Origin of the sequence: Streptomyces physcomitrii (assembly GCF_012273655.1) — a bacterium.
Classification (GTDB): domain Bacteria; phylum Actinomycetota; class Actinomycetes; order Streptomycetales; family Streptomycetaceae; genus Streptomyces; species Streptomyces physcomitrii.
In genome coordinates, this window is record NZ_JAAWWP010000004.1 from 250,008 (window position 1) to 262,414 (window position 12,407).

13 protein-coding genes are annotated in these 12,407 nt (G+C 73.7%); 1 reads left to right on the forward strand and 12 read right to left on the reverse strand.

Annotated elements, in window-relative coordinates:
* Positions 1–119: 119 nt before the first annotated feature.
* The 3 genes from HFV08_RS08915 to hisI all read right to left on the reverse strand — a co-directional run bounded on the left by HFV08_RS08915 (position 120) and on the right by hisI (position 2,839).
* Positions 120–761 (reverse strand): TIGR02234 family membrane protein, encoded by a 642-nt coding sequence (locus HFV08_RS08915; protein WP_168537618.1) that lies wholly within the window; start codon positions 759–761, stop codon positions 120–122.
* A 216-nt stretch (positions 762–977) separates the two neighbouring features.
* Positions 978–2,462 (reverse strand): anthranilate synthase component I, encoded by a 1,485-nt coding sequence (locus tag HFV08_RS08920; protein WP_040254465.1) that lies wholly within the window; start codon positions 2,460–2,462, stop codon positions 978–980.
* Positions 2,463–2,473: 11 nt separating this feature from the next.
* Entirely contained in the window at positions 2,474–2,839 is a 366-nt protein-coding gene (gene hisI / locus HFV08_RS08925; RefSeq protein ID WP_040254463.1) for a phosphoribosyl-AMP cyclohydrolase, read from the reverse strand.
* A gap of 112 nt (positions 2,840–2,951) precedes the next feature.
* Here hisI and HFV08_RS08930 point away from each other — a divergent pair, with 112 nt between their 5' ends.
* Positions 2,952–3,587 (forward strand): TIGR03085 family metal-binding protein, encoded by a 636-nt coding sequence (locus HFV08_RS08930; protein WP_168537620.1) that lies wholly within the window; start codon positions 2,952–2,954, stop codon positions 3,585–3,587.
* Between the two features lie 39 nt (positions 3,588–3,626).
* Here the strand turns inward: HFV08_RS08930 and HFV08_RS08935 are convergent, their stop codons facing one another.
* From HFV08_RS08935 to hisD, 9 genes are all read right to left on the reverse strand, one after another.
* Positions 3,627–5,942 carry an MMPL family transporter gene (locus tag HFV08_RS08935; protein ID WP_312885476.1) on the reverse strand — a complete coding sequence of 772 codons (2,316 nt, stop codon included), beginning with the start codon at positions 5,940–5,942 and terminating at the stop codon, positions 3,627–3,629.
* A 510-nt stretch (positions 5,943–6,452) separates the two neighbouring features.
* Positions 6,453–7,217, reverse strand: coding sequence for an imidazole glycerol phosphate synthase subunit HisF (gene hisF, locus HFV08_RS08940; RefSeq protein WP_168537622.1), 765 nt, complete (start codon positions 7,215–7,217; stop codon positions 6,453–6,455).
* Positions 7,214–7,636, reverse strand: coding sequence for a Rid family hydrolase (locus HFV08_RS08945; RefSeq protein ID WP_168537624.1), 423 nt, complete (start codon positions 7,634–7,636; stop codon positions 7,214–7,216). The genes hisF and HFV08_RS08945 overlap by 4 nt, the downstream gene beginning before the upstream one ends.
* Entirely contained in the window at positions 7,636–8,370 is a 735-nt protein-coding gene (priA, locus tag HFV08_RS08950) for a bifunctional 1-(5-phosphoribosyl)-5-((5-phosphoribosylamino)methylideneamino)imidazole-4-carboxamide isomerase/phosphoribosylanthranilate isomerase PriA (protein WP_040254453.1), read from the reverse strand. Before priA ends, HFV08_RS08945 begins: the two co-directional genes overlap by 1 nt.
* Positions 8,371–8,372: 2 nt before the next feature.
* A complete protein-coding gene (hisH, locus tag HFV08_RS08955) occupies positions 8,373–9,026 on the reverse strand; it encodes an imidazole glycerol phosphate synthase subunit HisH (RefSeq protein ID WP_168537626.1) in 654 nt (217 codons plus the stop codon).
* Positions 9,017–9,181: a CG2302 family histidine operon protein gene (locus HFV08_RS08960; protein ID WP_040254448.1), complete on the reverse strand. Its 165-nt coding sequence runs from the start codon at positions 9,179–9,181 to the stop codon at positions 9,017–9,019. The genes hisH and HFV08_RS08960 overlap by 10 nt, the downstream gene beginning before the upstream one ends.
* Positions 9,178–9,771 (reverse strand): imidazoleglycerol-phosphate dehydratase HisB, encoded by a 594-nt coding sequence (hisB, locus tag HFV08_RS08965; RefSeq protein ID WP_168537628.1) that lies wholly within the window; start codon positions 9,769–9,771, stop codon positions 9,178–9,180. Before hisB ends, HFV08_RS08960 begins: the two co-directional genes overlap by 4 nt.
* Positions 9,768–10,913 (reverse strand): histidinol-phosphate transaminase, encoded by a 1,146-nt coding sequence (locus HFV08_RS08970; RefSeq protein ID WP_168537630.1) that lies wholly within the window; start codon positions 10,911–10,913, stop codon positions 9,768–9,770. The genes hisB and HFV08_RS08970 overlap by 4 nt, the downstream gene beginning before the upstream one ends.
* Entirely contained in the window at positions 10,910–12,325 is a 1,416-nt protein-coding gene (hisD, locus tag HFV08_RS08975) for a histidinol dehydrogenase (protein ID WP_168537632.1), read from the reverse strand. The genes HFV08_RS08970 and hisD overlap by 4 nt, the downstream gene beginning before the upstream one ends.
* Between the last annotated feature and the right edge of the window lie 82 nt (positions 12,326–12,407).

The following is a 12,407-nucleotide window of genomic DNA, read 5'->3' on the forward strand; positions in this document are numbered from 1 at the left end:
TCCTTGTTGCTGGGGCGGGGCGGGTGCGTGGTCGTGGTCGAACCCTCGCCGCCCATTGTCCCGTACGCCGGACGCCGATCCGGCGCGGGGTGGCGAAGAGCACGTGCGGCGGGGCGGGTTCAGCCGCTCGGGGTGCCGCGGGTGGGGTCCTCGCCGCGGTCCAGCGCCTTCCACAGCTCCCCCGGGTGGTCCGGGTCGGCGGGGGCGGACCGGCGCGGACGCGGGGCCCCGGAGCGCTCGTACCGGCCGGACATGGCGGGCCAGCCGCTGCCCCAGCGCAGCGCGATCACTCCGGCGAGCAGGATCAACGCCCCGCCCGCGACCGCGACATAGGGCCAGGCGGTGTGGCTGAGCGACTCGACGGTGGCGGAGGTGTTGCCCGAGGCCTCGGCAGCCTTCTCGTCCAGGGCGCCGCTGTCGGAGGCGCCGAGCAGCGAGGCCGCCACGATGCCGGCGCCGGCGAGCGCGAGCAGCCCGGAGACCAGGTACCGGCCGGTGCGGCGCACGGCGAAGACGGCGACCAGGGCGGCGAGCCCGACGACGGCGAGCGCCGCGGGGAGTCCGGTGACATCGCCGCCCTTCGCGGAGAGCGGGAAGTCGCCGCCCGCGACGGCGGCCGTGCCCTCGGCCCAGCGCTGACGCGAGGCGAGCAGCGTCACGGCGGCACCGCCGGCGCCCGCGAGCAGGGCGACGGCCAGGCTGCGGCGACCGGAGCGGGCGCGCGCCGCGGCTTCGGTTCGGGGGTGGGGTACAGCAGTCACCCCCCCACTATCGCCCCAAGCCGCCCCCCGGCGTCACCCGGGGCGGCCCGGGGGACGCAGATCACTGCGGCGATTTCGTCACATCATGGCCGGAAATCGCGGGTGCCGCCGCGCCTGAGAGGGGTCGGCCGCCCCGGACGTACGGGAAGACGTACGGGCAGACCTACGAGAAGAAGGGGCCCGGCGGCACGTGACGGACGGCGGCCCGAACCCCCGCTACCCGCCGAGCCGTTCCGCGGTGTGCACCGCGCGCAGGACCGCCGCCGCCTTGTTGCGGCACTCGGTGTCCTCGGCGACCGGGTCCGAGTCGGCGACCACCCCGGCGCCCGCCTGGACGTAGGCGGTGCCCTCCCGCAGGACGGCGGTGCGGATCGCGATGGCGGTGTCCGAGTCGCCCGCGAAGTCGAGGTAGCCGACGCAGCCGCCGTACAGTCCGCGGCGGGAGGGCTCCAGCTCGTCGATGATCTGCATGGCGCGCGGCTTGGGGGCGCCGGAGAGGGTGCCCGCGGGGAAGCAGGCGGTGAGGACGTCGAAGGCGGTGCGGCCCTCGGCGACCTGGCCGGTGACGGTCGAGACGATGTGCATCACGTGCGAGTACTTCTCGATCGACATGAAGTCGACCACCTCGACGCTGCCCGGCTCGCAGACCCGGCCGAGGTCGTTGCGCCCGAGGTCGACCAGCATCAGGTGCTCGGCGCGCTCCTTGGGGTCGGCGAGCAGTTCCTCGGCGAGCTGCTGGTCCTCCTGGGGGCTCGCCCCGCGCGGCCGGGTGCCCGCGATGGGGTGCACCATGGCGTGCCCGTCCTCGACCTTGACCAGGGCCTCCGGCGAGGAGCCGACCACGTCGAAGCCGTCGAAGCGGAAGAGGTACATGTACGGCGAGGGGTTGGTGGCCCGCAGCACCCGGTAGACGTCGAGCGCGCTCGCCGCGCAGGGCGTCTCGAAGCGCTGCGAGGGCACCACCTGGAAGGCCTCGCCCGCGCGGATGCGCTCTTTGATGTCCTCGACGGCCGCCTGGTAGTCGGTGCCGCCCCAGAGCGCCTGGTACGGGGGCAGTTCGGCGGGCGGCAGGGCCGCGGGCGGCTGGGCGAGCGGGCGGCAGAGGTCGGCCTGCATGGCGTCGAGCCGGGCCACCGCGTCCGCGTACGCCTCGTCCACGCCGGTGTCGAGGTCGTTGTGGTTGATGGCGTTGGCGATCAGCAGGACGGTGCCGTCCCAGTGGTCGAGCACCGCGAGGTCGCTGGTGAGCAGCATGGTCAGCTCGGGCAGCTTCAGGTCGTCGCGCTCGCCGGGGCCGATCTTCTCCAGGCGGCGCACGATGTCGTAACCGAGGTAGCCGACCATCCCGCCGGTGAAGGGCGGCATGCCGGAGGCGAGGTCGCGGGGGGTGTGCAGCGCCTCGACGGTGGCGCGCAGGGCGGCGAGCGGATCGCCCTCGGCGGGGACGCCGACCGGCGGCACGCCCTCCCAGTGGACCCGGCCGCCGCGCTCGGTGAGCGTGGCGGAGGAGCGCACCCCGACGAAGGAGTAGCGGGACCAGGAGCGGCCGTTCTCCGCGGACTCCAGGAGGAAGGTGCCGGGCCGCTCGGCGGCGAGCTTGCGGTAGAGCGCGAGGGGGGTGTCCCCGTCGGCCAGGAGCTTGCGGCTGACCGGGATGACGCGGCGGTCGGCCGCCAGCTTGCGGAAGGTGTCGAGGTCCATGGCCGCCGACCCTACTGACCGAGCGGCAGGACGTCGGCATCGAAACAGGTGCGGTCGCCGGTGTGGCAGGCGGCGCCCACCTGGTCGACCCGCACCAGGACGGTGTCCGCGTCGCAGTCCAGGGCCACCGACTTCACGTGCTGGACGTGGCCGGAGGTGTCGCCCTTGACCCAGTACTCCCGGCGGCTGCGGGACCAGTAGGTGGCGCGGCCGGTGGTGAGCGTGCGGTGCAGCGCCTCGTCGTCCATCCAGCCGAGCATGAGCACCTCGCCGGTGTCGTACTGCTGGGTGACGGCGGGGACGAGCCCGTCGGCGCCGCGCTTGAGGCGCGCGGCGATCTCCGGGTCGAGCTGGCTGGGCTGCCTGGACGTGGTCATGGGTGCCATTGTGCGCGATCCGCCGGGCCCTTCGGGCAGGCGTCCGCCCGGTGGAACACCCGCCCCGCCCGGGGACGTGGCCGTCTCCCCCGGGCGGCCGTAGGGTTAACGCATGTCCACTCATGCCAAGCGTGAACGACTCCTGCTCGCCGATCTCCTGGAGGCGGCCGGACCCGAGGCGCCGACCCTGTGCGGCGGCTGGCTCACCCGCGACCTCGCCGCCCATGTGGTGGTGCGCGAGCGCCGCCCGGACGCCGCGGGCGGCATCCTGATCAAGCCGCTCGCCGGCCGCCTCGAACGCGTCGAGGGCGAGTTCGCCGGCAAGCCCTACGAGGAGCTGCTGCGGCTGATCCGCACCGGCCCGCCGCGCTTCTCGCCCTTCGCCCTGAAGCAGGTCGACGAGGCCACCAACATCGTCGAGTTCTACGTGCACGCCGAGGACGTCCGCCGCGCCCAGCCGGACTGGACCGCGCGCAGGCTCGACCCGGTCTTCTCCGACGTCCTCTGGTCGCGGCTGGAGCGCACCGCCCGGGTGGTCGGCCGCAAGGCGCCGACGGGCGTGGTGCTCCGCCGCCCCGACGGCCGGACCGTGGTCGCGCGCAAGGGCGCCCCGGTGGTGACGGTCACCGGTGAGCCGAGCGAGCTGCTGATGTACGTCTACGGGCGCCAGTCGGTGGCGGACGTCCAGCTCGACGGCGAGCCGGAGGCGGTCACCCGGCTGAACGGCGCCAAGGAACTGGGCATCTGAGCCGGCCGCCCGCCGGGCGGGGGTCCCGGCGGCCGGTGTTCAGGACCGGCCGCCCTCGCCCTCGGTGTCCAGGTGCGGGAGCATCCGGTCCAGCCACCGCGGTGTCCACCAGGCCGCCCGGCCCAGCAGGGTCATCACCGCCGGGACCAGCAGGAGCCGTACCACGGTGGCGTCGATCAGCACGCTGACGGCGAGGCCGAGGCCGAGCATCTTGACCACGACGCTGTCGCTGACCAGGAAGGCGGCGAAGACGCTCACCATGATGAGCGCGGCGCAGCTGATCACCCGGGCGGTGATCTCCAGGGCGTGCGCCACGCTCGCCCGCGCCTCGCCGGTGCGCCGCCAGGCCTCGTGGACCCGGGAGAGCAGGAAGATCTCGTAGTCCATGCTCAGGCCGAAGACGATCGCGAACATCATCATCGGCACATAGCTCTCGATCGGCACCTTCCCCGAGACGCCGAGGGCGCCGCCGCCCCAGCCCCACTGGAAGACGGCGACCACCACGCCGTAGGAGGCGGCGATCGAGAAGATGTTGAGCACGGCGGCCTTCAGGGCGACCAGGGGTCCCCGGAAGACGAGCAGGATGATCAGGAAGGCCAGCGCCACCACCACCGCGACGATCAGCGGCAGCCGGGCGGCGACCACATCGCGGAAGTCCACCTGGGCGGCGGTGGTCCCGGTGACATAGCCCCGGGCGGGGGTGCCGGAGACCGCCTGCGGCAGGGTCTGGTCGACCAGGCGGTTGGCCAGGTCGGTGGTGGTCGCGCTCTGCGGGGAGGCCGTGGAGTACGCGGTCGCGAGGAGGATGTCGCCGTCCCCGGCCGGTTGCGGCTTGGTGATGCTGCGGGCGCCGGGTACGCCGGTGAGCGCCTGCTGCGCCTGGGAGGCCAGCGCGGAACGGTCCCCGGAGGAGACCGCGCTCTGGTCGACGACCACCGTCAGCGGGCCGTTGGAGCCGGGCCCGAAGGCCTCGGACATCAGGTCGTAGGCGCGGCGGTCGGTGAAGGAGGTGGGGTCGGCGCCGTCCCCGATGTGCCCGAGTCGCAGCGAGAACACCGGCACGGCCAGCACCACGACCACCGCGGCACCGGCGGCCAGGAACCACCAGGGGCGGCGCTCCACCCGCCGGGCGTAGCGGTGCCAGGTGCCGTGCCCCTCCGCGGCGCCGCCTTCCGTACGCTCACGTGCCATCCCCGTACGGCCGCCCGCCCCGTCTTCCGTAGGGTCACCCGGCGCCCCGTCTTCCGTACGGCCGCCCGCCGTCCCCGGTTCGACCTCGGCGATCGGGCGCCGCACCCGGTAGCGGTCGAGGCGCCGCCCGGCGAGGCCGAGGACCGCGGGCACCAGGGTGAGGGCGCCCGCGACGGCGGTCACCACGGTGAGGGCGGCCGCCACCCCGAGCTTGGCGATGAAGCCGACGCCGGAGACGGCGAGCCCGGTCAGGGCGACGATGACGGTGCAGCCGGAGACCAGGACCGCCCGGCCGCTGGTGGCCACGGCCCGCCCGGCGGCGGTCACCGGGTCCGCGCCGTCCATCAGGAGCTGGCGGTGCCGGGTGAGCAGGAAGAGCGCGTAGTCGATGCCGACGCCCAGGCCGATCATGGTGGCCAGGGTCGGGGAGACGGTGGCGAAGTCGAAGGCGGCGGCGAGCAGTCCGAGGCAGGCGAGCCCGCAGACCACCGCGAGCAGCGCGGTCAGCAGCGGCACCCCGGCGGCGAGCACGCTGCCGAAGCCGACGAGCAGCACCACGATCGCGACCCCGAAGCCGATCAGCTCCGAGACCCGGTCGTCGGCGGCCGGCCGGGCCAGCTCACCGAGCGGTCCCCCGTACTCGACCTGGGCGCCCGCCTGGCGCAGCGGCTTCACCGCACTGTCCACGCCGTCGAGATAGGAGTCGCCGAGGGTGGACGGCTGCACCTCGAAGAGGACGGTGATGTACGCGGTCTTCTCGTCCCCGGAGAGGGGCCCGGTGGAGGAACTGCCGTTCGCGGTGAGCGGGTTCTGCGCGGAGAGCACCTGCGGCAGCTTCGCGAGCGCGCCGACCGCGGTGGACATCTGCGAGCCGAGGCCGGTCAGCGACTTGGCGGAGTCGTGGACGACGATCTGGCTGCTGTACCCGGCGGCCTGCTTGTCGTGCTTCCGCAGGACGTCGAGGCCCTTCTCCGACTGGACGCCCGGCAGCGTGAAGTTGTCCGAGAACTCCCCGCCGAAGGCCCGGTCGAGGGCCCCGAGCGCGAGCAGGGCGAGCAGCCAGGCCACCAGGACGCGCACGAAGTGCCGGGCGCACCACTCGCCGAGGCGCCGCAGCAGGCCCTTCGCCGGGCGGTCCGGTGAGGCGCCGCGGGGCGCGGTCACCGTGCCGCTCCGGGCCGGACCCCCGCCCGGGGCAGGCGTGTCCGCCCCGGGCACCGCGGGGTGCGCACCGTCGTCGTCCGTACCATCGCTGCCTCCTCGGCCTGGTGCCGTGCCCGGCCGGTCCGGCGCCCGGATGGCCGTCCGGGCAGCCGGTCACCCGGCCATCCGGGCAACAGATCACCCGATAAAGGGAGATACCGGACGATACAGCGGAGGTGATCCACCAGCCGCCGACACGAGGACCCGGGCGGCGGCATCCACGGGTACGGCGGGTGCGGGACGCCGGACGCGCGGGGCGGAGCGCGAAAGCCGGAACCGCGGCACCCGGCCGGAGCCGGATCACCGCGGTTCTGTGGCGGGCGCGTACGGGGCGCGTACGGGCGGGGTACGCGGAGGCCGCACCGCGTACGTGCGGAGGCTCTACCGCGTACGTGTCGGGTACGCGGAAGCCTCACCGCGTACGGACGGGTGCGCGGAAGCCCCACCGCGTGCGGACGAGTGCGCGGAGCCCTAGGCGGACTGCCGCACCGGAGCGCCGGACTCCCGGAGGGCGGATTTCACCTCGCCGATGCGCAGGTCGCCGAAGTGGAAGACGGAGGCGGCGAGCACCGCGTCCGCGCCCGCGTCGACGGCGGGCGGGAAGTCGCCGAGGCGGCCCGCGCCGCCGGAGGCGATGACCGGGATGCCGACGCGGGCGCGGACCGCGCGGATCATCTCCAGGTCGTAGCCGTCCTTGGTGCCGTCCGCGTCCATCGAGTTGAGCAGGATCTCCCCGGCGCCCAACTCGGCCGCGCGGTGGGCCCATTCGACCGCGTCCAGGCCGGTGCCCCGGCGGCCGCCGTGGGTGGTGACCTCGAAGCCGCCGTCCGGGGTCCGGCGGGCGTCCACCGACAGGACGAGGACCTGGCGGCCGAAGCGCTCGGCGATCTCCCGGATGAGTTCGGGGCGGGCGATGGCCGCCGTGTTGACGCCCACCTTGTCGGCGCCCGCGCGCAGCAGCTTGTCCACGTCCTCGGCGGTGCGCACCCCGCCGCCGACGGTGAGCGGGATGAAGACCTGCTCGGCGGTGCGGCGGACCACGTCGTAGGTGGTCTCGCGGTCGCCGGAGGAGGCGGTGATGTCGAGGAAGGTGAGCTCGTCGGCGCCCTCGGCGTCGTAGACCTTGGCCATCTCGACCGGGTCGCCCGCGTCGCGCAGGTTCTGGAAGTTGACGCCCTTGACGACCCGGCCGCCGTCCACGTCCAGGCAGGGGATGACTCGGACCGCCAGCGTCATGGGCGCGGCGCTCCCCGGTCCTCGCGGGCGGCGGGGCGGTAGGCCTCCAGCTCGACCTCGACCAGGACCCGGGAGTCGACGAAGCCCGAGACGACGAAGAGGCTCGCGGCCGGGAGCACCGCCTCGAAGAGCTCCCGGTGGGCGCGGCCGACCGGGTCCACGTCGCGGGCGTGCACGAGGTACATCCGGGTGCGCACCACGGAGTCGGCGCCGAGGCCGAACTCCGCGAGGGCGTCCAGGGCGTTGGTGAAGGCCGCCTTGGCCTGTTCGTAGGGGTCGCCCTCGCCGTGCAGGACGGTGCCGCTGAAGGCGGTGGTGCCCGCGACCAGGACCCGGTCGCCCGCCTCCACGGCCCGTGCCGAGCCGAAGGTCTGCTCCCAGGAGGAGCCGCTGCGTACCCGTCGTGCTGTGCCGGCCATCAGGCCACCGCCTCCAGTGCCTCTTCGAGGGTGAACGCCTTGGCGTAGAGCGCCTTGCCGACGATCGCGCCCTCGACCCCCTGCGGGACGAGCGCGGCGAGCGCCTTCAGGTCCGCGAGCGAGGAGACCCCGCCGGAGGCGACGACGGGGCGGTCGGTCGCGGCGCAGACGTCTTTGAGCAGGTCCAGGTTGGGGCCCTGGAGGGTGCCGTCCTTGGCGATGTCGGTGACGACGTAGCGGGCGCAGCCCTCGGAGTCGAGGCGGGCCAGCGTCCGGTAGAGGTCGCCGCCGTCGCGGGTCCAGCCGCGGCCGCGCAGGGTGGTACCGCGCACGTCGAGGCCGACGGCGATCTTCTCGCCGTAGGCGGCGATGATCTCGGCGACCCACTCGGGGCGCTCCAGGGCCGCGGTGCCGAGGTTGACCCGGGTGCAGCCGGTGGCGAGGGCCGCGGCGAGCGAGTCGTCGTCGCGGATGCCGCCGGACAGCTCCACCTTGACCCCGTCGGCGGCGAGGCTCTCGGCGACCTCGGCGATCAGGGCGCGGTTGTCGCCGGTGCCGAACGCCGCGTCCAGGTCGACCAGATGGAGCCACTCCGCGCCCGCGCGCTGCCAGGCCTTGGCGGCCTCCAGGGGGGCGCCGTAGGAGGTCTCCGTACCGGACTCGCCGTGTACGAGCCGGACGGCCTGGCCGTCGCGGACGTCGACGGCGGGGAGGAGTTCGAGCGTGGAAGCCATGATCAGAGCGTCTCGATCCAGTTGGTGAGGAGCTGGGCACCGGCGTCGCCGGACTTCTCGGGGTGGAACTGGGTGGCCCACAGGGCGCCGTTCTCGACCGCGGCCACGAAGCGCTCGCCGTGGGTCGCCCAGCTGACGAGGGGCGCGCGGATCGCGGGGTTGCCGGTCTCCAGGGTCCAGTCGTGGACGGCGTAGGAGTGGACGAAGTAGTAGCGGGTCCCGGGGTCGAGCCCGGCGAAGAGCCGGGAGCCGGCGGGCGCCTCGACGGTGTTCCAGCCCATGTGCGGGACGACCTCGGCCTTGAGCGGGCCGACGGTGCCGGGCCACTCGTCGAGGCCCGCGCACTCCTCGCCGTGCTCCACGCCGCGGCTGAAGAGGATCTGCATCCCGACGCAGATGCCGAGCACCGGGCGCCCGCCGGACAGGCGGCGGTCGATGATCCAGTCGCCGCGCGCCGCGGTGAGGCCCTTCATGCAGGCGGCGAAGGCGCCGACGCCGGGCACGAGCAGCCCGTCGGCGTTCATCGCGGCCTCGTAGTCGCGGGTGATCTCGACCTCGGCGCCGGCCCGGGCGAGGGCGCGCTCGGCGGAGCGGATGTTGCCGAAGCCGTAGTCGAAGACGACGACCCTGGGTGGCCTCGCGGTGCTCAATTCCATACCTCCAGCCTCATCACCCCGGCGAGCAGGCACATGCCGGCGCCGATCGAGAGCAGGACGATCAGGCTCTTCGGCATCTCCTGCTTGACGAAGGAGTAGATGCCGCCGAGCAGGAACAGACCGACGACGATCAGCAGCGTGGAAAGACCGTTCACAGCGCACCCTTTGTGGAAGGAAGGATTCCGGCGGCGCGCGCGTCGCGCTCGCTCGCGTAGCGCAGGGCCCGTGCCAGGGCCTTGAACTGGCACTCCACGATGTGGTGCGCGTTGCGTCCGTAGGGCACGTGCACATGCAGGGCGACCTGCGCCTGGGCGACGAAGGACTCCAGGATGTGCCGGGTCATGGTGGTGTCGTAGGAGCCGATCATCGGCGCCATGTTCTCAGGCTCGGTGTGCACCAGGTACGGCCGCCCCGAGAGATCCACGGTGACCTGGGCGAGGGACTCGTCCAGCGGGACCGTGCAGTTGCCGAAGCGGTAGATGCCGACCTTGTCGCCGAGGGCCTGCCTGAAGGCGGCGCCGAGCGCGAGGGAGGTGTCCTCGATGGTGTGGTGGGTGTCGATGTGCAGGTCGCCCTCGGTCTTCACGGTGAGGTCGAAGAGGCCGTGGCGGCCGAGCTGGTCGAGCATGTGGTCGAAGAAGCCGACGCCCGTGGAGATCTCGGTGCGCCCGGTGCCGTCGAGGTCGATCTCGACGAGGACGGAGGTCTCCTTCGTGGTCCGCTCGGTGCGTCCGGTGCGGCTCATGCTGTTCCCGCCTCGTCTTCCTTGATCAGTGCGCGTGCCGCGTCGAGGAACGCGTCGTTCTCCGTGGGGGTCCCGGCGCTGACCCGCAGCCTGCCGGGGACGCCGTTGTCCCGTACGAGCACCCCGCGCGCCAGGAAACCCTCCCAGAGCGCGTGCGCCTCCCGCGGCTCGCCACCCGGGGCGGGGATGCCGAACTGGACGAAGTTGGCGTCCGAGGCGGTGACCTCGTACCCCGCGGCGCGCAGTTCGGTGACCAGGCGGTCCCGCTCGGCCTTCAGCTGCTCGACATAGCCGAGCAGGGTGTCGGTGTGTTCGAGGGCCGCGAGCGCGGTGGCCTGGGTGATCGCCGAGAGGTGGTACGGCAGCCGCACCAGCTGGACCGCGTCGACGACCGCCGGGTCGGCGGCCAGGTAGCCGAGGCGCAGCCCGGCCGCGCCGAAGGCCTTCGACATGGTCCGCGAGATCACCAGATGCGGGCGCCCGGCGAGCAGCGGCAGCAGCGAGTCCCCGTGGCTGAACTCCACATAGGCCTCGTCCACGATCACCATCGAGGGCTTCACGGACTGCGCCGCCTCGTAGAGCGCGAGGACGGTCTCGGCCGGGACCGCGTTGCCGGTCGGGTTGTTGGGCGTGGTCACGAAGACCACGTCCGGCCGGTTCTCGGCGATGGTGCGGGCGGCGCTCTCCGGGTCCAGGGTGAAGTCCCCGGCGCGCGGCCCGGAGATCCAGCCGGTGCCGGTGCCCCGGGCGATCAGCCCGTGCATGGAGTACGAGGGCTCGAAGCCGAGCGCGGTGCGGCCGGGGCCGCCGAAGGCCTGGAGCAGCTGCTGGATGACCTCGTTGGAGCCGTTGGCGGCCCAGACGTTCTCCGGGGCGACCGGGTGCCCGCCGGTGCGGCTGAGGTAGGCGGCGAGCCGGGTGCGCAGCTCCACCGCGTCCCGGTCCGGGTAGCGGTTGAGTCCGCGCGCCGCCTCCCGCACCCGCTCCGCGATCCGCTCGACGAGGGGCTCGGGCAGCGGGTACGGGTTCTCGTTGGTGTTGAGGCGTACCGGTACGTCCAACTGCGGTGCGCCGTAAGGGGACTTGCCGCGCAGCTCGGCGCGGATGGGCAGCGCGTCGATACGGCTGGTGGACTCGCTCACTGGCCCGGCACCTTCCCGTCGCCGCGCTGATCCGGTCCGGCTCCACCCAGCTGATCCGGTCCGGCTCCGCCCAGCGCATCCGGTCCGGCTCCGCCGAAACGCGCCTTGATGGCGGCGCCGTGCGCGGGCAGATCCTCGGCCTCGGCGAGGGTGACCACGTGGTGTGCCACCTCGGCGAGCGCGTCCCGGCTGTAGTCGACCAGGTGGATGCCGCGCAGGAAGGACTGCACGGACAGGCCCGAGGAGTGGCAGGCGCAACCGCCGGTGGGCAGCACGTGGTTGGAGCCGGCGCAGTAGTCGCCGAGCGAGACCGGCGCCCAGGGGCCGAGGAAGACAGCGCCCGCGTTGCGCACCTTTTCGGCCACCGCGGTGGGCTCGGCGGTCTGGATCTCCAGGTGCTCGGCCCCGTAGGCGTTGACGACCCGGAGGCCCTCCTCGATCCCGTCGACGAGGACGATCGCGGACTGCCGGCCGGCCAGCGCCGGGGCGATCCGGTCCTCGACGTGCTTGCTCGCGGCGACCTGCGGGACGAGTTCCTTCTCGACCCGGTCCGCGAGCTCGGTGGAGTCGGTGACCAGGACGGCGGCGGCCAGCGGGTCGTGCTCGGCCTGGCTGATCAGGTCGGCGGCCACGTGCACCGGGTCGGCGGTGGCGTCCGCGAGGATCGCGATCTCGGTCGGGCCCGCCTCGGCGTCGATGCCGATCCGGCCGGTGAAGTAGCGCTTGGCGGCGGCGACCCAGATGTTGCCGGGCCCGGTGACCATGTCCGCGGGCGCGCAGCCCTCCTCCTCGCCCGGGCGCTCGGTGCCGTAGGCGAACATCGCGACCGCCTGGGCGCCGCCCACCGCGTAGACCTCGTCGATGCCGAGCAGCGCGCAGGCCGCGAGGATCGTCGGGTGCGGCAGTCCGCCGAACTCCTTCTGCGGCGGGCTGGCCAGCGCCATCGAGGGCACCCCGGCCTCCTGCGCCGGGACCGCGTTCATGATCACGGAGGAGGGGTACACGGAGCGTCCGCCCGGCGCGTAGAGGCCGACGCGGTCCACCGGCACCCACTTCTCGGTCACCGTGCCGCCGGGGACCACCTGGGTGGTGTGGGCCGGGCGGCGCTGGGCGCGGTGCACCAGGCGGGCGCGGCGGATCGACTCCTCCAGGGCGGCGCGGACGGCGGGTTCGAGCCCGGCCAGCGCCTCGGTGAGCGCCTCGGCGGGCACCCGGACCCGCTCCAGGCGCACGCCGTCGAATTTCTCCGCGTAGTCGATCAGCGCCGCGTTCCCCCGATGGTGCACGTCCTCGCAGAGGGGGCGCACCTTGTCCAGGGCGGCCGCGACGTCGAAGTCGGCACGGGGCAGCAGGTCGCGCAGGGCGGCACCCTCCAGGAGGGCCTCGCCGCGCAGATCGATTCGGGAGATCACGTGGCCAATTCTCTCAGACCCGCGAGACCGCCCGTCGCGCCGTTCCACTGGCTGATACGCCGCGCCCCGGCAGGTACCGGCA